The sequence below is a fragment of the Streptomyces termitum genome (assembly GCF_014650175.1).
GTDB classification, from domain to species: Bacteria; Actinomycetota; Actinomycetes; order Streptomycetales; family Streptomycetaceae; genus Streptomyces; species Streptomyces termitum.
In genome coordinates this window covers 84,195-106,565 of record NZ_BMUL01000017.1, presented here as the reverse complement: position 1 = coordinate 106,565, position 22,371 = coordinate 84,195, and the positions used below count along the sequence as shown (strand labels likewise).

The window sequence follows — 22,371 nt, the reverse complement described above, 5'->3', positions numbered from 1 at the left end:
TCGTTGTCGGTGGTGCCCGTGATGCCAGTGGTTCCCGGTTGCTGTGTCCAGGCATGGTAACGAGGCTCGGAGGGGCCGAGTGCCGGGGAGTCCTCCAGCCGAGGGCGCCCTTGACGCCCCTCTTCACAGGAAGCCCACAGGCGCCTCACGTCCGGCCCCCGTGGGCGGGCGGGAAATGGGGGACGCCGGGGCGGGGCGGGGCACGTACCCTTTTCTGTTGTGCCGAACGCCAACGAAGACACCTCGACCGAACTGAGCCAGGTGCAGCGCCGCGCCGTCAGCGAACTGCTGCGCGTGTCCCCTGTCGCCGACGATCTCGCCCGCCGCTTCCAGGAGGCCGGGTTCCGCCTCGCGCTGGTCGGCGGATCGGTACGGGACGCCCTCCTCGGCCGGCTCGGCAACGACCTGGACTTCACCACGGACGCCCGCCCCGAGGACGTCCTGAAGATCGTCCGTCCGTGGGCCGACGCGGTCTGGGAGGTCGGGATCGCCTTCGGGACCGTCGGGTCGCAGAAGGACGGCTACCAGGTCGAGGTCACGACGTACCGCTCCGAGGCGTACGACCGCACCTCCCGCAAGCCCGAGGTCTCCTACGGAGACTCCATCGAGCAGGACCTCGTCCGGCGCGACTTCACGGTCAACGCGATGGCTGTGGCCCTCCCCGAGAAGACCTTCGTCGACCCGTACGGCGGCCTGGAGGACCTCGCCGCCCAGGTGCTGCGCACTCCGGGCACGCCCGAGGAGTCCTTCTCCGACGACCCGCTGCGCATGATGCGGGCGGCCCGCTTCGCGGCCCAGCTCGACTTCGAGGTCGCCCCCGAGGTCGTCACGGCGATGAAGGAGATGGCCGGCCGCATCGAGATCGTCTCCGCCGAGCGGGTCCGGGAGGAGCTGAACAAGCTCCTGCTCTCCGCCCACCCGCGCAAGGGCCTCGGCCTGCTCGTGGAGACCGGTCTCGCCGCGTACGTCCTGCCCGAGCTGCCCGCGCTGCGGCTGGAGAGCGACGAGCACCACCGGCACAAGGACGTGTACGAGCACTCCCTGACCGTGCTCGACCAGGCGATCGCGCTGGAGGAGGACGGCCCGGACCTGGTGCTGCGGCTGGCCGCGCTGCTCCACGACATCGGCAAGCCGCGCACCCGCCGCTTCGAGAAGGACGGCCGGGTCTCCTTCCACCACCACGAGATGGTGGGCGCGAAGATGACGAAGAAGCGCATGACGGCGCTGAAGTACTCGAACGAGATGGTCAAGGACGTCTCGCGGCTGGTGGAGCTGCACCTGCGCTTCCACGGCTACGGGACGGGCGAGTGGACCGACTCGGCGGTGCGCCGGTACGTGCGCGACGCCGGTCCGCTCCTCTCCCGGCTGCACAAGCTGACCCGCTCGGACTGCACCACACGGAACAAGCGCAAGGCGTCCGCGCTCTCCCGTGCCTACGACGGCCTGGAGGACCGCATCGCGCAGCTCCAGGACCAGGAGGAGCTGGACTCGATCCGTCCGGACCTCGACGGCAACCAGATCCAGCAGCTTCTGGAGATCGGGCCCGGTCCCGCCGTGGGGCAGGCGTACAAGTTCCTGCTGGAGCTGCGGCTGGAGAACGGTCCGATGGAGTACGAGCAGGCCGTGGCCGCGCTCAAGGAGTGGTGGGCCGCGCGGGACTGAGCCGGTCCCGCCGGTGTTTCACGTGAAACACCGGCGGCCGTTCGGCGGAGTGAGGGGCGAGGGGTGGTGTTTCACGTGAAACATCACCCCTTCTTCGTGCTCACCCGCCCTCTGCGGGCGAGGAGGGCGGTCACCGCGTAGAGCGCGGCGACCAGCCCCACCAGGAGCGGGGAGCGGCCGTCGGGCGGCAGCATCAGGGCGGCGAGGCCGGCCGCGCCGACGAAGGCGACGTTGAAGAGGACGTCGTAGAGGGAGAAGACCCGGCCGCGGTAGGCGTCGTCCACATGGGTCTGCACCACGGTGTCGGTGGCGATCTTCGCGCCCTGGGTGATGAGCCCGAGGAGGAAGGCGGCGACGAGGAAGGGCGTCGGGGCGAAGGGCAGGGCCAGGGCCGGGAGGAGGACGGCGGCCGCGGCCGAGCAGAGGGTGATCCAGCCGAAGGGGCCGAACCGGCCGACCGCCCAGGGCGAGAGGACGGCGGCGGCGAAGAACCCGGCGCCGGAGATCGCGACGGCGATCCCCAGGAGGGCCAGCCCCTCGGACTCGGTGGCGGTCCAGGTGTACCGGCAGAGCATGAGCACGGTGACGAGCAGGGCGCCGTAGCAGAAGCGCATCAGCCCGACCGCCGTCAGGGCGCGGGCGGCGGGCCTGCGGGCGGCGAGGTGCCGGAGTCCGGCGGCGAGTCCCCGGGCGGTGGAGACGAGCGCGTCGGCGAGCCGGGGCGGCACCTGGTCCGGGTCGGGGCCGAGCAGCGGGCGGGCGATCCGGAGCGAGGCGAGCGCGCCGCAGAGGTAGAGGAGGGCGCCGAAGGCGACGACGGCCGCGTCGGAGCCGTCGGTGAGGAGCCGGACGCCGAAGGCGAGACCGCCACCGACGGTGGCGGCGAGGGTGCCGGCGGTGGGCGAGAGGGAGTTCGCCACGACGAGCCGCTCCTCGTCGACGACCCGGGGCAGGGCGGCGGAGAGCCCCGCGAGGACGAAGCGGTTGACGGCCGTGACGGAGAGGGCGGAGGCGTAGAACAGCCAGTCCGGGACGGGGGAGAGGAGCAGGACGGCGGTTCCGCCGGCGAGGACGGTGCGGAGCAGGTTGCCGTAGAGGAAGACCTGACGGCGCTGCCAGCGGTCCAGGAGGACGCCGGCGAAGGGGCCGACGAGGGAGTACGGGAGGAGGAGCACGGCCATGGCGGAGGCGATGGCGGCGGGGGAGGTCTGTTTCTCGGGGGAGAAGACGACGTACGTGGCCAGGGCCACCTGGTAGACGCCGTCGGCGCACTGGGAGAGCAGCCGGACGGCGAGGAGGCGGCGGAAGTCGCGCAGGCGCAGCAGTACGCGCAGATCACGTACGACGGACATGGCAGCAAGACTCACATACGAGGAGGGTCCCCGGGCGCGATGCCCGGGGACCCTCCTCGTGAAGCGGGCGCGTTCTTAGCGCTCGACCTCGCCCTTGATGAACTTCTCGACGTTGGCCAGGGCCTCGTCGTCGAAGTACTGCACCGGCGGGGACTTCATGAAGTAGCTCGACGCGGAGAGGATCGGGCCACCGATGCCGCGGTCCTTGGCGATCTTCGCGGCGCGCAGGGCGTCGATGATGACACCGGCGGAGTTCGGGGAGTCCCAGACCTCCAGCTTGTACTCCAGGTTCAGCGGGACATCGCCGAAGGCGCGGCCTTCGAGGCGGACGTAGGCCCACTTGCGGTCGTCGAGCCACGCGACGTAGTCGGACGGGCCGATGTGGACGTTCTTGTCGCCCAGCTCGCGGTCGGGGATCTGCGAGGTGACGGCCTGCGTCTTGGAGATCTTCTTGGACTCCAGGCGCTCGCGCTCGAGCATGTTCTTGAAGTCCATGTTGCCGCCGACGTTGAGCTGCATGGTGCGCTCAAGGCGGACGCCGCGGTCCTCGAAGAGCTTCGCCATCACGCGGTGCGTGATGGTGGCGCCCACCTGGGACTTGATGTCGTCGCCGACGATCGGGACACCGGCCTCGGTGAACTTGTCCGCCCACTCCTTGGTGCCGGCGATGAAGACCGGGAGGGCGTTGACGAAGGCGACCTTGGCGTCGATGGCGCACTGGGCGTAGAACTTCGCCGCGGCCTCGGAACCGACGGGGAGGTAGCAGACGAGTACGTCGACCTGCTTGTCCTTGAGGACCTGGACGATGTCCACGGGGGCCTCGGCGGACTCCTCGATGGTCTGGCGGTAGTACTTGCCGAGACCGTCGAGGGTGTGGCCGCGCTGGACGGTGACGCCGGAGGCGGGCACGTCGCAGATCTTGATGGTGTTGTTCTCGCTGGCGCCGATGGCGTCCGCGAGGTCCAGGCCGACCTTCTTGGCGTCCACGTCGAAGGCGGCGACGAACTCGACGTCACCGACGTGGTACTCGCCGAACTGGACGTGCATCAGGCCGGGCACCTTGGTCGCCGGGTCGGCGTCCTTGTAGTACTCGACGCCCTGCACCAGCGAGGCGGCGCAGTTGCCCACGCCGACGATGGCTACGCGAACCGAACCCATTCCGGTTGCTCCCTGTGTGATCGTGGAAGCCCTGCGGTGCGCAGGGTTTCACTTGGCGGTGTCGTCGGACGGATCCGGCCGGGTACTGCCCCCGTGCCGGGGCAGGCCGCCCGTTTCTCCAGAATCGTGGTCGAGCGGAGCGGGGGTGTCGGGACCGGATCGCTGATCCCGCCCCGCCCGCTCGCTCTCGATGAGCTCGTTCAGCCAGCGCACTTCGCGCTCCACGGATTCCATCCCGTGGCGCTGGAGCTCAAGCGTGTAGTCGTCGAGACGCTCGCGCGTCCGGGCCAGCGAGGCGCGCATCTTCTCCAGGCGCTCCTCCAGCCGGCTGCGGCGGCCTTCGAGGACCCGCATCCGCACGTCGCGTTCGGTCTGGCCGAAGAACGCGAAGCGGGCGGCGAAGTGCTCGTCCTCCCAGGCGTCGGGGCCGGCGTGGGAGAGGAGTACCTCGAAGTGCTCCTTGCCCGCCGTCGTCAGCCGGTAGACGATCTTGGCCCGGCGTCCCGCGAGGGACGAGGCGAGGGCCTCCTCGGAGGCGCTGCCCGGCTCCTCGATCAACCAGCCGTTGGCGACCAGCGTCTTGAGGCAGGGGTACAGCGTCCCGTAGCTGAAGGCCCGGAAGATCCCGAGCGAGGTGTTGAGGCGCTTGCGCAGCTCGTAGCCGTGCATCGGGGACTCGCGGAGCAGGCCGAGAACGGCGAATTCGAGGATGCCGGAGCGTCTGCTCATGTGTCGCCTCCTCCGTCTTCCGGTACGTCCTCGGAAAGCCTTATGCCGTGCTGATGTATCGACTCGATACATCTCGACGATAGAACGGCCCGAGAGGTCCGGCAAGAAGGAGAGCCGTGACCGGCATCACATCGTCAATTCACAGCGTTCGACTTGCCTGATTTGGGGTGAACTTCGGTCCTAGGAGGGTTTTGGCCGTGCGTAGTCTGTGCGGCATGCACACCACCGGGAACCAGGAGCCGCGCTGGGGCGTCAGTGCAGCGGGTGACCGGCTGCGGTACGAAGGGGGCCTCCTATGGGCTCCGGTCGTACGCATTTCGGGGGGACCGGAACTCAACTGCCGCTTCCAGGCGTACGCGCCTGCCCGAGGAGTAGTCGTTCGATGAGCGAGCATCGCCGCAGGATGCCGTCGCAGGAGCCGCCGATGGGCGGCCGGGCGGCGGCGCGACGTGCGGCCCAGCAGCCTGTGGGCCGCCGGCCGGCCCCGTCCCATGACGCCGGTACGGGGGCATCTTCGTACGGATCATCCGGTTCGTACGGATCGTCCGGCGATTATGGCCCCCCCTCCTCCCACGGGGAGGAGGCCCGTCCGTACGGCGGCCGTGCCGAGGCCCGGCGCGCCGCCCAGCGCGGCGGACGCCGGCGCGCGCCCGGCTCCGGAGGCCCGAGCGGTCCCGGCGGCGGCGGAGGCCGTCGCGGCGGGGGCGGGGGCGGCCGGGGCGGGGGTCCGGGCGGCGGTCGTCCGCCGCGCAAGAAGCGGATGATCGACTACCCGCGCCACGACAAGGACGGCTGGCGCCGCTGGATGCCGTCCTGGAAGCTCGTCACGGGCACGTTCCTGCTCGGCGTCGGGCTTCTCCTGGCCGGTTCCGTCGCCGTGTACCTGAAGGTGGGCATCCCCACCGTGGACGCGACCGCGACCTCGCAGAACAACATCTACTACTGGGCCGACGGCAGCCGCATGGTCGCCACCGGCGCGGGCCAGAACCGGCAGATCATCGGCATCTCCGACATCCCGAAGTCGATGCAGGAAGCCGTGATCTCGGCCGAGAACAAGACGTTCTGGGACGACTCGGGCATCGACCCGATGGGCATCGGCCGTGCCGTGTGGAACATGGCGAAGGGCGGCCAGACCCAGGGCGGCTCGACCATCACCCAGCAGTACGTGAAGAACGGCCTGCTCAACGACCAGTCGCAGACGATCTCCCGGAAGGTGAAGGAACTCTTCATCTCCATCAAGGTCGGCAACGAGGTCGACAAGCCGGTCATCATGGCCGGCTACCTCAACACCGCGTACTACGGGCGCGGCGCCTACGGCATCCAGGCCGCCGCCCGCGCCTACTTCAACAAGGACGCCAAGGATCTCGACCCCTCCCAGTCGGCGGTGCTCGCCTCCGTCCTGAAGGGCCCCACCTACTTCGACCCGGCGGGCTACCCCGAGATCGGCCCCGACGCCACGGCCGAGAAGAACCAGGCGCGCCTCACCAAGCGCTGGACGTGGATCCTCAACGAGATGGTCAAGGACGGGAAGCTTCCGGCGGCGGAGCGGGCGAAGTACACCGCGATGCCCCCGATCCAGAAGCGCAAGACGGACGCGCAGCTGACCGGCCAGATCGGTTACCTGGTCGCCACCGCGAAGGCGAACTTCCGCAGCAAGTACGACATCAGCGCCGAGGCCCTCGAACTGGGCGGCTACGAGATCCACACCACCTTCGAGAAGAAGAAGGTGAACGAGATGGAGTCGGCGGTCAAGAAGGTCTACGACGAGTACATCGACGAGAAGAAGCGCCCGAAGACGGACACCTTCGTCCAGTTCGGCGGCGCCTCCGTCGACGTCAAGACCGGTGCCATCGTGGCGCTCTACGGCGGCCAGGACGCGACCAAGCACTACACCAACAACGCCGACACCACCGGCGCCCAGGTCGGTTCGACGTTCAAGCCCTTCGTGCTCGCGGCCGCGATGAAGGACGGCGTCCGCGACCCCAAGGGTCCCGCGACGCAGGACGCCTCGACGCGCACCATCGTCGACCCCGACAAGAGCCGCTACTCCGGCCAGGACGACCTCAAGGTCCGCAAGTACGACGGCAAGATCTGGCACAACGAAGAGGGCAAGGAGTGGCTGCAGAGCAACGAGGGCGACACCAACTACGGCCAGATCAGCCTGCGCCAGGCCATGATCGTCTCCGCGAACTCGCCCTTCGTGCAGCTCGGCATGGACGTCGGCATCGACAAGGTGCGTGAGGCGGCCGTCGACGCCGGTCTGCGCGCCGACTCCCTGGTCAAGGGCGAGGTCCCGTCCTTCTCCCTCGGCATCTCCAGCCCGAGCGCGATCCGGATGGCCGGCTCCTACGCGACCTTCGCCAACAACGGCATGCGCACCGAGCCGTTCTCGGTGCGCAAGGTCATCAGGAACGGCCAGGTCATCTACGAGAACAAGGCCGCGACCGAGCAGGCCTTCTCCACGGCCATCGCCTCCAACGTCACCGACGTGCTCCGCAGCGTCGTCGAGGACCCCAAGGGCACCGGCCGCAAGGCCGCCATCCCGGGCCGCCAGGTGGCCGGCAAGACCGGTACGACCGACAAGAACAACTCGGCCTGGTTCGTCGGCTACACCCCGCAGCTCTCGACCGCGATCGACATGTACCGCTTCCCGGACGACGAGACGCTGAAGGACCGCAAGTTCGAACCCATGTACGGCACGGGTGGCCAGGACACGATCCACGGTTCGTCCTTCCCGTCCCGCATCTGGAACGACTACATGACGGACGCGGTCGCCGACCTGCCGGTCGAGAAGTTCCCCGAGCCGGAGAAGCTGCCGGACGCCGAGGGCGTCTACGGCGGTGGCGCCACGCCCACCCCGACGGCCACGCAGACGCCGACCGAGACGGCCACGCCGTCCGAGACGCCGAGCACGGCCCCGACGACGACCCCGCCGGCGACGCCCACCGACGGCGGCCGTCCGACCACCAAGGACCCGAAGCCGGGCAAGACCACCTGTAGCGTCTGGGACTGGAACTGCGACAATTCGGGCGGCAACACCGGTCAGCCGACCGATCCGACCCCGACAGGGCCCTGGACACCGCCGACGAACCCGACGACGGAACCGGGCGGCGGACCCGGCGGAGGCCGGCCCGGTGGCCCCGGTGGCGGCCAGCAGACCGACAGTTCGCTCTGGGGCTGACCCCGGGGGAACACCGCACGAGGGCCGCCGCGGCCCGTTCCGTACCCACCCGTACGGAACGGCCGCGGCGGCCCTCCGCCGTTTCCCGCGCCGCGCCGCCCGGCGGCCGTCCCCGGCGCTCCGGCGGTTCTCCCTCCGGGGAGCGGCCGGATTCCCGGGGGCGTACGGCAGGATGTCCCCCATGCCGAGCCTGAAGAAGACGAGCGGACCCCTCGACGGGCCCGCGGCGCCGGGCGGGACGCGGGAGGGCACGCCCCCCGACCCGGTCGTCGCCCCCACCCGGCGGGACGAGGTGGCCGCCGCGGGCAGCGAGCTCATCGGCGGCCGGTACGGGCGCCGCGCCCTGCCCGGCAGCGGACCCCTCGCCGGGCAGTTCACGCCGGTGCGGGTGATCGCCCTGGTGGCGATCGGCATGTTCGCCCTCGGGATGGTGCAGAAGCTGCCCTGCTACAACTGGGCCTGGTTCCAGGGCCTCACCTCGCAGTACACCCACGCCTGCTACTCGGACGTCCCCCACCTCTTCGCCGGGCGCGGCTTCGCCGACGGCCTCGTGCCCTACTTCGACCGGATCCCCGGCGACATACCGTTCCTGGAGTACCCGGTGCTGACCGGGCTCTTCATGGAGGTCGCCTCCTGGCTGACGCCCGGCGGCACCCTCCAGGCCCGCGAGCAGGCGTACTGGCTGGTCAACGCGGGCCTGCTGATGGTCTGCGCGGCGGTCCTCGCCGTCTGCGTGGCCCGCACGCACCGGAACCGGCCCTGGGACGGCCTGCTCGTCGCCCTGGCGCCCTCGGTGGCCCTGACCGCCACCATCAACTGGGACCTGCTGGCCGTCGCCCTGACCGCCGCCGCGATCCTGCTGTGGGCGCGGTCCCGGCCGCTCGCCGCCGGCGCCCTGCTGGGCCTCGCCGTCGCCGCCAAGTTCTATCCGCTCCTGCTGCTCTGGCCGCTGCTGCTGCTCTGCTGGCGGGCCGGCCGGTGGCGGGAGTTCGGCACGGCGCTGGCCGGCGGGGTGACGGCCTGGCTGGTGGTGAACCTGCCGGTGATGATCCTCGCGCCGCAGGGCTGGAAGCAGTTCTATCTGTTCAGCCGGGACCGGAACGTGGACTTCGGGTCGGTCTGGCTGCTCGTCAGCCAGCGCACCGGGCAGGCCATCCCGCCCGAGCGGGCCAACCTGTACGCGCTGCTGCTCCTGGTGCTGGCCGCGGGCGGGATCGCCTGGCTGGCCCTCGCCGCCCCGCGCCGGCCCCGGCTGGCCCAGCTGGCGTTCCTGATCGTCGCCGTCTTCGTCGTCACCAACAAGGTGTACTCGCCGCAGTACGTGCTCTGGCTGGTGCCGCTCGCGGTCCTCGCCCGGCCGCGCTGGCGCGACTTCCTGATCTGGCAGGGCTGCGAGGTGCTGTACTTCCTCGCCATCTGGATGCACCTGGCCTTCACCGGCAGCGGCAACAAGCAGGGCCTGCCCACGGACGGCTACCACTTCGCGATCGTGCTGCACCTGGTGGGCACGCTGTACCTGTGCGCCGTGGTCGTCAGGGACGTCCTGGCGCCGGAGAAGGACCCGGTCCGGAAGGACGGCTCGGACGACCCCTCGGGCGGCGTCCTGGACGGGGCGCCGGACGTCTTCGCGATCGGCCGGGAGACCCGGCCGCCGACCCCGCTGCCCTCCCCCGCCGGGCCGGAGGCGCGGGTGACATGGGGAACCCCCGGGGCCGCGGCTCCCGGGGGCGACCGGGCCACCTGACCGGGCCCGGGGGCCCGGCCGTGACCCGGGGGAAGTGACCGTACGACCGGCTCGGCGCCGGGCGCCCAGCGCTCAGCGTTCGACGAGCCGGTCGTACTGCGTCGTGGTGTGCCGCAGGTGCGCCACCAGCTCGTCGCCGACCTTCGGCTCCTGGGCGTCGGCCGGCACGAAGAGGATCGACACCTGCATGTGCGGCGGCTCGGCGAACCAGCGCTGCTTGCCCGCCCAGACGAACGGCGACAGGTTGCGGTTGACGGTGGCCAGACCGGCCCGGGCCACGCCCTTGGCGCGCGGCATCACGCCGTGCATCGCCTTCGGGGCCTCCAGGCCCACACCGTGCGAGGTGCCGCCGGCGACCACGACCAGCCAGCCGTCCGAGGCGGCCTTCTGCTGGCGGTAGCCGAAGCGGTCGCCCTTGGCGACCCGGGTGACGTCCAGGACCGAGCCCCGGTACGCGGTGGCCTCGTGGTCCCCCAGCCAGAGCCGGGTGCCGATCCGGGCCCGGAACCGGGTCTGCGGGAACTGCTGCTGGAGCCGGGCCTGCTCCTCGGCCCGCAGGTGGCTGACGAACATGGTGTGCAGCGGCAGCCGGGCCGCGCGCAGCCGGTCCATCCAGGCGATGACCTCCTCGACGGCGTCCGTGCCGTCCGGGCGGTCCAGCGGCAGGTGCAGGGCGAAGCCCTCCAGCCGCACGTCCTCGATGGCGGTGGCGAGCAGCCCCAGCTCCTCCTCGCGAACGCCGTGCCGCTTCATCGAGCTCATGACCTCGATGACGACGCGGGCGCCGACCAGGGCGTGCACGCCGTCCACGGAGGAGACGGAGCGGACCACCCGGTCGGGCAGCGGCACCGGCTCCTCGCCCCGCCGGAACGGGGTGAGGACCAGCAGGTCGCCGCCGAACCAGTCCTTGATGCGAGCGGCCTCGTAGGTGGTGCCCACCGCGAGCATGTCGGCACCGAAGCGGGCCGCCTCCTCGGCGAGCCGCTCGTGGCCGAAGCCGTAGCCGTTGCCCTTGCAGACCGGGATCAGACCGGGGAACTGGTCGATCACGGTCTTCTGGTGCGCCCGCCAGCGAGCGGTGTCGACGTAGAGGGAGAGCGCCATGGCCGGCCCGGAACCTTTCTGATGGCTGCGGTGGGGGGTTTCGCAGGTGTGTACGGAAGCGCGTGCTTCTACGAGGTTACGCAAGCCCCGCGCGGGGCGTCAGCGGCGCGACATGTAGATGTCGAGCGCCTTGTGCAGGAGCTTGTTCAGCGGGAAGTCCCACTCGCCGACGTACTCGACGGCCTCGCCGCCGGTGCCGACCTTGAACTGGATCAGGCCGAAGAGGTGGTCGGTCTCGTCCAGCGAGTCGGAGATGCCCCGCAGGTCGTAGACGGTCGCGCCCATCGCGTAGGCGTCGCGGAGCATCCGCCACTGCATGGCGTTGGACGGGCGGACCTCGCGGCCGATGTTGTCGGAGGCGCCGTACGAGTACCAGACGTGGCCGCCGACGACGAGCATGGTCGCCGCCGAGAGGTTCACGCCGTTGTGGCGGGCGAAGTAGAGCCGCATCCGGTTGGGGTCCTCGTTGTTGAGGACGGTCCACATGCGCTGGAAGTACGAGAGCGGGCGCGGCCGGAACTTGTCGCGGACGGCGGTGATCTCGTACAGGCGCTGCCACTCGGCCAGGTCCTCGTAGCCGCCCTGGACGACCTCGACGCCGGCCTTCTCGGCCTTCTTGATGTTGCGGCGCCACAGCTGGTTGAAGCCCTTGAGGACGTCGTCCAGGGAGCGGTTGGCCAGCGGGACCTGGAAGACGTAGCGGGGCTGCACGTCGCCGAAGCCGGCGCCGCCGTCCTCGCCCTGCTGCCAGCCCATCCGGCGCAGCCGGTCCGCGACCTCGAAGGCCTGCGGCACGACCTCGGTGGCCTGGACGTCGCGCAGGCGCTTGACGTCCGGGTCCTGGATGCCGGACTTGATCGCGGTGGCGTCCCAGCGGCGGATGACGACCGGCGGGCCCATCTTCACGGAGAAGGCGCCCTGCTGCTTGAGGTGGGCCAGCATCGGCTGGAGCCACTCGTCGAGGTTGGGGGCGTACCAGTTGATCACCGGGCCCTCGGGGAGGTAGGCCAGGTAGCGCTTGAGCTTGGGCAGCTGGCGGTAGAGCACCAGGCCCGCGCCGACGAGCTCGCCGGCCTTGTCGAACCAGCCGAGGCTCTCCGAGCGCCACTCGGTCTTCACGTCCGCCCACGCCGGGACCTGGCAGTGGCTCGCACCGGGCAGGCTCTGGATGTAGGCCAGATGCTGCTCACGGCTGATGGTCCTCAGGGTCAGGCTCATGCGGGGCGCTCCTCGGCAGGTGTGTCCCCATCGGTCAGGGGCTCCGGCTCTCGCGCCGAAGCCTACTGCGACCGGGGCGCGCCCCGAATGGGTGTGTGGGCCCGTGACGTGCGTGTCAGCCGGTCACGGAGGCGCGGGCCGGCCGGTCGCGGGGGTGCGGACCGGCCGGTCGCGGCGCCTCCGTCAGCCGATCACGCCGCCGAAGAGGCCGCCGTGCGCCATGCCGAGGAAGAAGCCCACGGCGGACAGGCCGAGCCCCAGGATCGTGAAGAAGCGCTCGCGGGTCGTCACCGAGATGAACTGGGCGTATCCCCCGGTCAGGATGCCGATCAGGCCCGCCCAGGAGCTGAGCAGGTGCAGGTTGTGGAACTGCGCGGTGACGAAGGAGAGGATGCCGAGGACCAGCGTCACGGCGAGCAGCGTGTCCTGGAGGGGGTGCGGTTTGCCGTCGGTGGCGAAGAGGGAGTGGCCGGGGTCGGGTCGCATTGCCTGTGCCATGGGGCACCTCCTGGCGTGCCGTCCGGGAGGCGGCGCATCTTAGCGCCGCCGACGTCCGTTGTGTACAGATTGCGTCCCCTGCCCACCGGATTTCAACCGCAGGGCGATGTGCGGGTACTCTGTACGGTCTGCGCCGGTGTCTGCCCTGGTCCTTCCGGGGGACCGCCTGCCCGTCCCGTTCGCCGGGGCCGGTTGTCGGTGGTCGCCGATACCGTCGCTCACGCATCACGACCCTCCTGCCACGGAACGACCGTGGCCGCTGAGTCCAAAGGAGGTGGGTTCCACATGCGTCACTACGAGGTGATGGTCATCCTCGACCCCGATCTGGAGGAGCGCGCTGTCGCCCCCCTGATCGAGAACTTCCTCTCCGTCGTCCGTGAGGGCAACGGAAAGGTCGAGAAGGTCGACACCTGGGGCCGTCGTCGTCTCTCGTACGAGATCAAGAAGAAGCCCGAGGGCATCTACTCGGTCATCGACCTGCAGGCCGAGCCTGCGGTCGTCAAGGAGCTCGACCGCCAGATGAACCTGAACGAGTCGGTCCTCCGGACCAAGGTCCTCCGCCCCGAGACCCACTGAGCTTCCGCTCAGAGGTAATCGGGTCCGAGTAGCAAGCAGCCAGAAGCAACGCCGAGAGGTTCACCCATGGCAGGCGAGACCGTCATCACGGTCGTCGGCAATCTCGTCGACGACCCCGAGCTGCGCTTCACCCCGTCCGGTGCGGCGGTCGCGAAGTTCCGCGTCGCGTCCACTCCCCGCACCTTCGACCGCCAGACGAACGAGTGGAAGGACGGCGAGAGCCTCTTCCTGACCTGCTCGGTCTGGCGTCAGGCGGCGGAGAACGTCGCCGAGTCCCTTCAGCGGGGCATGCGCGTCGTCGTGCAGGGCCGGCTGAAGCAGCGGTCCTACGAGGACCGCGAGGGCGTCAAGCGCACGGTCTTCGAGCTGGACGTCGAGGAAGTCGGCCCCAGCCTCAAGAACGCCACGGCCAAGGTCACCAAGACCACCGGTCGCGGTGGCCAGGGCGGTTACGGCGGCGGTGGCGGCGGCCAGCAGGGTGGCGGCGGCGGTGGCTGGGGTGGAAACTCCGGCGGCGGCCAGCAGCAGGGCGGCGGCGCTCCCGCCGACGACCCCTGGGCGACCGGCGGCTCCTCCGGCGGCGGCCAGCAGGGCGGCGGCGGAGGCGGCTGGGGTGGAAACTCCGGCGGCGGCGGCTACTCGGACGAGCCCCCCTTCTAGGACCCCTTCCGGTACTCCCGGAAGCGGCCCGGAAGAGGGCTCGTATCCCCCACTTCTTGATCACACAGGAGAAACACCATGGCGAAGCCGCCTGTGCGCAAGCCTAAGAAGAAGGTCTGCGCGTTCTGCAAGGACAAGACCGCGTACGTGGACTACAAGGACACGAACATGCTGCGGAAGTTCATTTCCGACCGTGGCAAGATCCGTGCCCGCCGCGTGACCGGCAACTGCACTCAGCACCAGCGTGACGTCGCCACGGCCGTGAAGAACAGCCGTGAGATGGCGCTGCTGCCCTACACGTCCACCGCGCGATAAGGGAAGGGTGACCGACTAATGAAGATCATCCTCACCCAGGAAGTCTCCGGCCTCGGTGCGGCCGGCGACGTCGTCGAGGTCAAGGACGGCTACGCTCGCAACTACCTGGTCCCGCGCGGTTTCGCGATCCGCTGGACCAAGGGTGGCGAGAAGGACGTGGCGCAGATCCGCCGCGCCCGCAAGATCCACGAGATCGCGACCATCGAGCAGGCCAACGAGATCAAGGCCAAGCTCGAGGGCACGAAGGTGCGCCTGGCCGTTCGCTCCGGCGACGCCGGTCGTCTCTTCGGCTCTGTGACCCCGGCCGACGTCGCCACGGCGATCAAGACCGCCGGTGGTCCCGAGGTCGACAAGCGTCGTGTCGAGCTCGGTTCGCCGATCAAGACCCTGGGCTCGCACCAGGTGCTCGTGCGTCTGCACCCCGAGGTCGCCGCGAAGCTCGGCGTCGAGGTCGTCGCCGCGTAACGCCGTTCTCGGTGCTTCTGCGCTCAGCAGAGAGGAAGGGCCGCATCCCGCGAGGGGTGCGGCCCTTCCGCCGTTTCACGTGAAACGCCGCTTTGGGGATCATGACGAGTCTTGTGCGTGTTTCACGTGAAACGACGGTCCGTCCGTCGGCACGACGGCTCCGTCAGCGGGTGGCGCCCGTCACGATCCAGCGGCCGGAGCGCATCCGGAACCAGAGCGTGCCCATGCGGACCGTCATCATCAGCGTCATCGCCCACCACAGCGCGGTCAGACCGCCGCCGAGCACGGGCACCAGCAGGGCGACCGGGGCGAAGACGAGCAGGGTGAGCAGCATCGCCCAGGCGAGGTAGGGGCCGTCGCCCGCGCCCATGAGGACGCCGTCGAGGACGAAGACGACGCCGGAGACCGGCTGGGAGAGGGCCATGACCAGCAGGGCGGGCAGCAGGGTGTCCTGGACGGCCGCGTCACTGGTGAACAGCGGCACGAAGAGGGGGCGGGCCAGGACGAGGAGGAGGCCCAGGACCACTCCGGAGACCACGCCCCACTGGACCATCCGGCGGCAGACCTGGCGGGCGCCCTCCGCGTCGTCGGCGCCGAGGTAGCGGCCGATGATGGCCTGGCCGGCGATGGCGATGGCGTCCAGGGCGAAGGCCATCAGGCTCCACAGGGAGAGGATGATCTGGTGGGCGGCGACGTCCGTGTCGCCGAGCCGGGCCGCGACGGCGGTGGCGATCATCAGGACGGCGCGGAGCGAGAGCGTACGGACCAGCAGCGGGGCGCCGGCCTGGGCGGAGGCCCGGATGCCGGCGGCGTCCGGCCGGAGCGAGGTGCCGTGGCGGCGGGCGCCCCGGACGACCACGACGAGGTACGCGACGGCCATGCCGCACTGGGCGATGACGGTGCCCCAGGCGGAGCCCGCGATGCCGAGTCCGGCGCCGTAGACCAGGCCGAGGTTGAGGGCGCCGTTGACCGCGAAGCCGCCGACCGCCACATAGAGCGGGGTCCGGGTGTCCTGGAGGCCGCGCAGCACGCCGGTGGCGGCCAGCACGATCAGCATGGCGGGGATGCCGAGCAGGGAGATCCGCAGGTAGGTGGTGGCGTAGGGGGCCGCGGTCGGGGAGGCGCCGAAGACCTCGACCAGCCACCGGGCGGCGGGCAGGGTGACGGCGACGACGCCGGCGCCGAGGAGGAGGGCGAGCCAGATGCCGTCGATGCCCTGCCGGAGGGCGGCGGGCAGGTCGCCCGAGCCGACCCGTCGGGCGACGGCCGCGGTGGTGGCGTAGGCGAGGAAGACGAAGACGCTGACGGCGGTGGAGAGCAGGGCGCCGGCGATGGCGAGGCCCGCGAGCTGGGGGGTGCCGAGGTGCCCGATGATGGCACTGTCCACCATGAGGAAGAGCGGCTCGGCGACGAGCGCGCCGAAGGCCGGGAGGGCGAGCGAGAGGATCTCGCGGTCGTGCCGGCGCAGAGCGGCCTTGGAGCGCGCGGGGGCCTGGGTCATGAGGTCAATCTAATCGTCCACAGGTAAGCCATGCAATGGGCTACTGATCCTTACTTCCGAGCGGGATGCGGCTCCGGGTGTGGGTTGTTTGTTCTGATCGTGGCTCAGGCGGAAAAGTTTTTCTCCCCCACAGCCCGTGGATGGAAAAACCGCAGGTCAGCATGGTGGTGTGGAGAGTCGTATGAGTTTGTCCACAGGGCTGTCCCCCGGTCCGTGCACAGGATGCGGGGAGTTCTCCACAGCATCTGGGCCTTCACCCACAGGGCCTGTGGATAACCGGATTGGCTGGAGGCCCCGACGCGCCTACCGTGGACCGGCGCCCGACGCGCCAAAAGAGGTCCCCCAGCCCTTCTTTGAACAACGCAGTCGTGTGAGAAAGAGTGGCACGGCGAGGTCCGCGGAGCGGACGGGAGGAGGTGGCTTGGTGAGCGTTCCCGAGCCCATGGACGACCCCTGGGCCGACGGCGGACCGAGCGACAGGCTGCCCGTGCGCACGCGCGGCGAGGGCCGTGGTGAGGGTCGGGGCGAGGGACGCGGGCGCGGGCGGGGCCGCGACGAACAGCACGAGCGCGGCAGCGACGGCCCCTGGGACGGCGGCCTCTCCGGCTTCGAGCGGGTCCCTCCGCAGGACCTCGACGCCGAGCAGTCCGTCCTCGGCGGCATGCTCCTCTCCAAGGACGCCATCGCGGACGTCGTGGAGATCATCAAGGGGCACGACTTCTACAAGCCCGCCCACGAGACCGTCTACGGGGCGATCCTCGACCTCTACGCCAAGGGCGAGCCCGCCGACCCGATCACGGTCGGCGCCGAGCTCACCAAGCGCGGCGAGATCAACCGCGTCGGCGGCGCCTCCTACCTGCACACCCTCGTCCAGTCGGTGCCGACCGCGGCGAACGCCTCGTACTACGCCGAGATCGTCCACGAGCGGGCCGTGCTGCGCCGGCTCGTCGAGGCCGGCACCAAGATCACGCAGATGGGGTACGCCGCCGACGGCGACGTCGACGAGATCGTGAACTCGGCCCAGGCGGAGATCTACAAGGTCACCGAGCAGCGGACCACCGAGGACTACCTGCCGCTCGGCGACATCATGGAGGGCGCGCTCGACGAGATCGAGGCGATCGGCTCGCGCAGCGGCGAGATGACCGGTGTGCCCACCGGCTTCACCGACCTCGACGCGCTCACCAACGGCCTGCACCCGGGCCAGATGATCATCATCGCGGCCCGTCCCGCCATGGGTAAGTCCACCCTCGCGCTGGACTTCGCCCGCGCCGCGTCGATCAAGCACAACCTCCCCAGCGTCATCTTCTCCCTCGAAATGGGCCGCAACGAGATCGCGATGCGCCTGCTCTCGGCGGAGGCCCGGGTGGCGCTGCACCACATGCGCTCGGGCACCATGACGGACGAGGACTGGACCCGGCTCGCCCGCCGGATGCCCGACGTCTCCCAGGCGCCGCTCTACATCGACGACTCGCCCAACCTGTCGATGATGGAGATCCGGGCCAAGTGCCGCCGTCTCAAGCAGCGCAACGGCCTCAAGCTCGTGATCATCGACTACCTCCAGCTGATGCAGTCCGGCGGCAAGCGCTCCGAGAGCCGCCAGCAGGAGGTCTCCGACATGTCGCGAAACCTCAAGCTCCTCGCCAAGGAGCTGGAGCTCCCGGTGATCGCGCTCTCCCAGCTGAACCGTGGCCCCGAGCAGCGCACCGACAAGAAGCCGATGGTCTCCGACCTGCGTGAGTCCGGCTCGATCGAGCAGGACGCCGACATGGTCATCCTGCTCCACCGCGAGGACGCCTACGAGAAGGAGTCCCCGCGCGCGGGCGAGGCCGACATCATCGTCGGCAAGCACCGAAACGGCCCCACCGCGACCATCACCGTCGCCTTCCAGGGCCACTACTCCCGCTTCGTGGACATGGCCCAGACCTGACCGGACCTCCGGCCCGGCGGCTCACGGAGTGCGTTTCACGACGTGGGTGGTGTCGGGGCCCAGGGGGGTTCCGTCGGGGGCGGACGGGGTGAGTTCCGGGACCGGGGCGCCGTGCGCGTCGACGAGGACGGAGTGCTCCTCGCCGGGGGCGAAGGCGTGGCGCTCGCCCCACTGCCGCAGGGTGAGGACGACCGAGAAGAGGTCGCGGCCGGCGTCGGTGAGCACGTACTCCTGACGGCGGCCGGAGGGCGCGGTGCGCTGGGTGAGGACGCCGTGGGCGGTGAGCCGGCGGAGGCGCTCGGTGAGGATGTTGCGGGCGATGCCGGTGCGCCGCTGGAACTCGGTGAAGGCGCGGGCGCCGTCCATCGCGTCGCGGACGACGAGCAGGCTCCACCGGTCGCCGACGAGGTCGAGCGCGCGGGCGACGGGACAGTCGGGGTCGGTCCAGTCCGGCTGCGCGGCGGGCGCGGTGGCGCGCGGCATGACACCTCCGATGAGTTGCGAAGTGAAACCAGCATGCCCTACCGTCAAAACGGTTGCAATCTGCTACCGATTGGGGTTGGGGTGCGATGGACGGAACACGGAGGGTCCTGCTCGCCGTGGTGTGCGGCGTCGCCGTGGCGGGGGTCTACGCCGCGCAGCCGGTCCTGGAGCCGATGGGGCGGGAGCTCGGCCTCCCGGCGGCGCGGGCCGGGTGGATCGTCGCGACCGGCCAGGTCGGCTACCTGGTGGGGCTGGTGCTGCTGGTCCCGCTGGGCGACGTGGTCGCCGACCGGCGCCGGCTCCTGGCCGTCCACCTCGCGGCCGGTGCGGTCGCCCTGGGCGTGACGGCCGCGGCCGCCACCGTGTGGACGGCGCTCGCGGGGCTCGCCGTCACCGGACTGCTCGCGGTCGTCGTGCAGACTGCGGTGGCCTACGCCGCCTCGGTCTCGCCGCCCGCCGAGCGCGGCCGGGCCATCGGGGTCGTGACCTCGGGCGTCGTCGTCGGCATTCTGGGCGCGCGGGTCGTCGCCGGGGCGCTCGCCGAGGCGTGGGGCTGGCGGAGCGTGTACGCGGTGCTGGCGGCGCTGTCGCTCGGACTCGCCGCCCTCGTCCTCACCGTCCTCCCGCCGGAGGGGCGCAGGAGGACCGGGGGGTACGGGCGGGTCCTCGCCTCGTTCGGCGGGCTGTTCCGCGGGCGCCTCCTGCTGACGCACGGGCTCGTCGCGTTCTTCCTCTTCGCCTCGTTCGGGACGCTGTGGAGCGGGCTCTCACTGCCGCTGGCGGACGCGCCCTGGGAGCTGAACGAGAGCCAGATCGGCCTGTTCGGCGTCGCCGGGCTCGCCGGTGCCCTCGGGGCGGCCCGCGCGGGCCGGTGGGCGGACGCGGGGCGGGCCGCCCCGGTCACCGGTCTCGCGCTCGTCCTGCTGGTCGTCTCCTGGGTGGCGATCGCCCGGCTGTCCTGGGCGCTCTGGCTCCTCGCGGCAGGCATCGTGCTCCTCGACTTCGCGGTCCAGGCCGTCCACGTCGGCAACCAGCACCGGCTCACCGCCGCCCGTCCGGAGCGCACGAGCGGTGTCATCGGCGGCTACATGCTCTTCTACTCGCTCGGCTCCGCCCTCGGGGCGGCCGCGACCACCGCCGTCTTCGCCTCCTGGGGCTGGGCGGGCTCCAGCCTCCTTGGCGCGGGCTTCGCGCTGTGCGCGCTGGCCGTGTGGGCGCTGGACCGGTACGTCCCGCGGGGCCCCGGCCGCGCGCCGGGCGGGGCCGGGGCGGCGGATATTCGGCGGGACCGGAGCGGCCCGCGCGGCATGATCGGGGCATGACCTCAGACTTCGAAGCCCTGCTGCCCAGCACCGAGCGTTCCCTGCTGCACCGTGTGGCCCGCGCCCAGAGCGAGGGCCGCGCGCCCTCGTTCGTCGGGGCCGTGGCGCGCGGGGGAGCCATGGTCTGGAGCGGTTCCCGCAGTTGCGTCGAGGGGCACGTCCCGGACGCCGACACGCAGTACCGGATCGGATCCATCACCAAGGTGTTCACCGCCGTCCTCGTCCTGCGGCTGCGGGACGAGGGGCTGCTCGGTCTCGACGATCCGCTGGAGAAGCACCTGCCGGGCACGGGGGTGGGCGAGGTGACGATCGCTCAGCTCCTCGGCCACACCACGGGCCTGGCGGCGGAGACGCCCTCGCCCTGGTGGGAGCGGACGCCGGGGAGCACGCGCCCCGGGCTGCCCGAGGTCCTGGGGGAGAAGCCGGTGGTCCATCCGGCGGGCCGGAGCTTCCACTACTCCAACCCCGGCTACACCCTGCTCGGTTCGCTGGTCGAGGCGGTGCGCGGGACCTCCTGGGAGGAGGCGCTGCGCGGCGAGATCCTGGAGCCGCTGGGGATGGGCCGTACGACGGTGGACCCGGTGGCCCCGCACGCCTCGGGCTGGGCGGTGCACCCGTGGGCCGACGTCCTCCTCCCGGAGCCCTCCGAGCACCTGGGGGTGATGGCCCCGGCCGGGCAGCTCTGGTCGACGGCGGCCGATCTCTGCCGCTTCGGGCTGTTCCTGGCCGCCGGTGACGACCGGGTGCTGAGCGCCGCGTCCGTCGCCGAGATGCGGGTCCCGGCCGGTCCGCCGGCCGTGGGCGACCCGCAGATGGGGTACGGGCTCGGCCTCCAGATCGCGTACGGGGAGGGCGGCTCCCTCATCGGGCACGGCGGTTCGCTGCCGGGCTTCGTGGCCGGACTCTGGGTGGACGTCGAGCAGGGCGTGGCGGGCGTCGCCCTGGCCAACGCGACGAGCGGCCCGCTGACCGGTGTCGTCGCCGCCGATCTCGTACGGACCGTGGTGGAGGCCGAGCCGCGGTTCCCCGAGCCGTGGCGCCCGCTGCCGGCGGGCGAGGTCGACCGGGAGCTGCTGGAGCTGACCGGCCCCTGGTACTGGGGGACGTACGCGTACGGCCTGCGGGTGGGCCCGGAGCGCGGGGTGGTCCTGGAGCCGCTGCGGGGCACCGGCCGCAGGGCCCGCTTCCGGGCGCTGCCCGAGGGCGGATGGGTCGGGCTGGACGGCTACTACGCGGGGGAGGCGCTGACGGTCGTCCGGCGTCCGGACGGCGGCGTCAGCCACCTCGACCTCGGCTCCTTCGTCTTCACCCGGGAGCCGTACGAGCCCGGGGACGCGGTCCCGGGCGGGGTGGACGAGGCGGGCTGGCGCGGGCTGTGAGCCGGACCTGACGTCGTGAACGTCCGTGTCTCCGTCGTGAACGTCCGTGTTTCACGTGAAACACGGACGTTCACGACGTGTGGTCGTCCAGGCGGGGCGTCAGAGCGCCCGCTTGAAGCCCAGGTGGCTCGCCTCGAAGCCGAGGCGCTCGTAGAAGCGGTGGGCGTCGGTGCGGGTGGCGTCGGAGGTCAGCTGGACCAGCACGCACTCCAGGCGGCGGGACTCCTCGACGGCCCACTCGACGAGCAGGGTGCCCAGGCCGCTGCCGCGCTCCTCGGAGTGGATGCGCACCCCCTCGATGATCGAGCGGGTGGCGCCGCGCCGGGAGAGGCCGGGGACGATCGTGAGCTGGAGTGTGCCGACGACCTTGCCGCCGCGCTCGGCGACCACGAGCCGCTGGTTCGGGTCGTCGGCGAGCCGGGCGAAGGCGGCGCGGTACGGCGCCAGGTCGTCGGGGGACTCGCGCAGGGCGCCGAGCGGGTCGTCGGCGAGCATCGCGACGATGGCGGGGAGGTCGGCCGGGGCCGCGGGGCGGATCTGAAGATCGCTCATGCCCCGCAGCGTACGGGCCGGGCGGGCCGTCAGACGGCGGCGGTCTCGCCTTCGAGGACCTGGACCAGGGGGGCCAGTTCCGGGTTGAGCGCGGCGGCGTCGAGGGCCTCGCGCAGGGCGCCGTCGTTGGTGGGGCGGGCCTCCGCGAGGAGCTTCTGGCCGGCCTCGGTGACGTCGGTGTAGATGCCCCGCCGGTCGGTGGCGCAGAGGTAGCGGGTGAGCAGGCCGCGGTCCTCCAGGCGCGTGACGAGCCGGGTGGTGGCGCTCTGGCTGAGCACCACGGCGTCGGCTACCTGCTTCATCTGGAGGTGGCCGCCGGGGCCGTCGTGCTGGCGGCTGAGGACGTCGAGGAGCGAGTACTCGCGGGCGCTCAGGCCGTGACGGGACTCCAGGGCGCGCTCGATGTGGGACTCGATCCGGCCGTGCAGGAGGGAGAGGGCGCACCAGCGCTGGGCGAGTGCGGTGAGGGCGGGGTCCGTCGCGGTCATGGCTCTCCTCGGTCTCTCTCCTCGGTGGAGGGGTCGCTCGGAATCCAGAGTAGACGA

Annotated in this window: 20 protein-coding genes; 10 read left to right on the top strand and 10 right to left on the bottom strand. The window is 71.2% G+C overall.

The genetic code is table 11. The features are described from left to right. Nucleotides 1-219: 219 nt before the first annotated feature. Nucleotides 220-1,662, top strand: coding sequence for a CCA tRNA nucleotidyltransferase (locus IE219_RS26360; protein WP_189981888.1), 1,443 nt, complete (start codon nucleotides 220-222; stop codon nucleotides 1,660-1,662). A gap of 83 nt (nucleotides 1,663-1,745) precedes the next feature. Here IE219_RS26360 and IE219_RS26355 read toward each other — a convergent pair whose 3' ends face one another. The 3 genes from IE219_RS26355 to IE219_RS26345 form a co-directional block, all read right to left on the bottom strand. After that, nucleotides 1,746-3,014, bottom strand: coding sequence for an MFS transporter (locus IE219_RS26355; RefSeq protein WP_189981886.1), 1,269 nt, complete (start codon nucleotides 3,012-3,014; stop codon nucleotides 1,746-1,748). Between the two features lie 75 nt (nucleotides 3,015-3,089). Then, the gene (locus IE219_RS26350) at nucleotides 3,090-4,172 is read right to left on the bottom strand and encodes an inositol-3-phosphate synthase (RefSeq protein WP_189981885.1); all 1,083 of its coding nucleotides are present in this window, start codon (nucleotides 4,170-4,172) and stop codon (nucleotides 3,090-3,092) included. Between the two features lie 48 nt (nucleotides 4,173-4,220). Further along, entirely contained in the window at nucleotides 4,221-4,901 is a 681-nt protein-coding gene (locus IE219_RS26345) for a PadR family transcriptional regulator (RefSeq protein WP_189981883.1), read from the bottom strand. Nucleotides 4,902-5,283: 382 nt separating this feature from the next. Between IE219_RS26345 and IE219_RS26340 the strand changes: the two genes are divergently transcribed. Continuing rightward, on the top strand, nucleotides 5,284-8,082 hold the full coding sequence (locus IE219_RS26340) for a transglycosylase domain-containing protein (protein ID WP_189981881.1): 2,799 nt from the start codon (nucleotides 5,284-5,286) through the stop codon (nucleotides 8,080-8,082). 172 nt (nucleotides 8,083-8,254) lie between these two features. Further along, complete coding sequence (locus IE219_RS26335; protein ID WP_189981880.1) at nucleotides 8,255-9,826, top strand: glycosyltransferase family 87 protein; 1,572 nt, start codon at nucleotides 8,255-8,257, stop codon at nucleotides 9,824-9,826. A gap of 72 nt (nucleotides 9,827-9,898) precedes the next feature. Here IE219_RS26335 and IE219_RS26330 read toward each other — a convergent pair whose 3' ends face one another. The 3 genes from IE219_RS26330 to IE219_RS26320 form a co-directional block, all read right to left on the bottom strand. Further along, nucleotides 9,899-10,930, bottom strand: coding sequence for an alanine racemase (locus IE219_RS26330; protein ID WP_189981878.1), 1,032 nt, complete (start codon nucleotides 10,928-10,930; stop codon nucleotides 9,899-9,901). A gap of 99 nt (nucleotides 10,931-11,029) precedes the next feature. Further along, entirely contained in the window at nucleotides 11,030-12,148 is a 1,119-nt protein-coding gene (locus IE219_RS26325; RefSeq protein ID WP_189981877.1) for a lipid II:glycine glycyltransferase FemX, read from the bottom strand. A 183-nt stretch (nucleotides 12,149-12,331) separates the two neighbouring features. Then, a complete protein-coding gene (locus IE219_RS26320; RefSeq protein ID WP_189981875.1) occupies nucleotides 12,332-12,646 on the bottom strand; it encodes a hypothetical protein in 315 nt (104 codons plus the stop codon). A 285-nt stretch (nucleotides 12,647-12,931) separates the two neighbouring features. On the opposite strand from IE219_RS26320, the gene rpsF reads away from it, so the two are divergent. The 4 genes from rpsF (at nucleotide 12,932) to rplI (ending at nucleotide 14,662) form a co-directional block, all read left to right on the top strand. Further along, on the top strand, nucleotides 12,932-13,222 hold the full coding sequence (gene rpsF, locus IE219_RS26315; protein ID WP_005482942.1) for a 30S ribosomal protein S6: 291 nt from the start codon (nucleotides 12,932-12,934) through the stop codon (nucleotides 13,220-13,222). A gap of 66 nt (nucleotides 13,223-13,288) precedes the next feature. Next, complete coding sequence (locus tag IE219_RS26310; RefSeq protein ID WP_189981873.1) at nucleotides 13,289-13,882, top strand: single-stranded DNA-binding protein; 594 nt, start codon at nucleotides 13,289-13,291, stop codon at nucleotides 13,880-13,882. Nucleotides 13,883-13,960: 78 nt separating this feature from the next. Next, entirely contained in the window at nucleotides 13,961-14,197 is a 237-nt protein-coding gene (gene rpsR, locus IE219_RS26305) for a 30S ribosomal protein S18 (RefSeq protein WP_005315025.1), read from the top strand. Nucleotides 14,198-14,215: 18 nt separating this feature from the next. Continuing rightward, a complete protein-coding gene (rplI, locus tag IE219_RS26300) occupies nucleotides 14,216-14,662 on the top strand; it encodes a 50S ribosomal protein L9 (protein WP_189981871.1) in 447 nt (148 codons plus the stop codon). 163 nt (nucleotides 14,663-14,825) lie between these two features. Here the strand turns inward: rplI and IE219_RS26295 are convergent, their stop codons facing one another. Beyond that, the gene (locus IE219_RS26295) at nucleotides 14,826-16,163 is read right to left on the bottom strand and encodes an MATE family efflux transporter (protein WP_189981869.1); all 1,338 of its coding nucleotides are present in this window, start codon (nucleotides 16,161-16,163) and stop codon (nucleotides 14,826-14,828) included. A 424-nt stretch (nucleotides 16,164-16,587) separates the two neighbouring features. Here IE219_RS26295 and dnaB point away from each other — a divergent pair, with 424 nt between their 5' ends. Beyond that, nucleotides 16,588-18,090: a replicative DNA helicase gene (gene dnaB / locus IE219_RS26290; protein WP_189981867.1), complete on the top strand. Its 1,503-nt coding sequence runs from the start codon at nucleotides 16,588-16,590 to the stop codon at nucleotides 18,088-18,090. 21 nt (nucleotides 18,091-18,111) lie between these two features. On the opposite strand, the gene IE219_RS26285 is transcribed toward dnaB, so the two are convergent. After that, on the bottom strand, nucleotides 18,112-18,573 hold the full coding sequence (locus IE219_RS26285; RefSeq protein ID WP_189981864.1) for a winged helix-turn-helix transcriptional regulator: 462 nt from the start codon (nucleotides 18,571-18,573) through the stop codon (nucleotides 18,112-18,114). A gap of 86 nt (nucleotides 18,574-18,659) precedes the next feature. On the opposite strand from IE219_RS26285, the gene IE219_RS26280 reads away from it, so the two are divergent. Both IE219_RS26280 and IE219_RS26275 read left to right on the top strand, forming a co-directional pair. Continuing rightward, complete coding sequence (locus IE219_RS26280; protein ID WP_189981862.1) at nucleotides 18,660-19,895, top strand: MFS transporter; 1,236 nt, start codon at nucleotides 18,660-18,662, stop codon at nucleotides 19,893-19,895. After that, nucleotides 19,892-21,274, top strand: coding sequence for a serine hydrolase domain-containing protein (locus tag IE219_RS26275; protein WP_189981859.1), 1,383 nt, complete (start codon nucleotides 19,892-19,894; stop codon nucleotides 21,272-21,274). Before IE219_RS26280 ends, IE219_RS26275 begins: the two co-directional genes overlap by 4 nt. A gap of 99 nt (nucleotides 21,275-21,373) precedes the next feature. Here IE219_RS26275 and IE219_RS26270 read toward each other — a convergent pair whose 3' ends face one another. Then, entirely contained in the window at nucleotides 21,374-21,826 is a 453-nt protein-coding gene (locus IE219_RS26270; RefSeq protein ID WP_189981857.1) for a GNAT family N-acetyltransferase, read from the bottom strand. A gap of 29 nt (nucleotides 21,827-21,855) precedes the next feature. Then, entirely contained in the window at nucleotides 21,856-22,314 is a 459-nt protein-coding gene (locus IE219_RS26265) for a MarR family winged helix-turn-helix transcriptional regulator (RefSeq protein WP_189981856.1), read from the bottom strand. Between the last annotated feature and the right edge of the window lie 57 nt (nucleotides 22,315-22,371).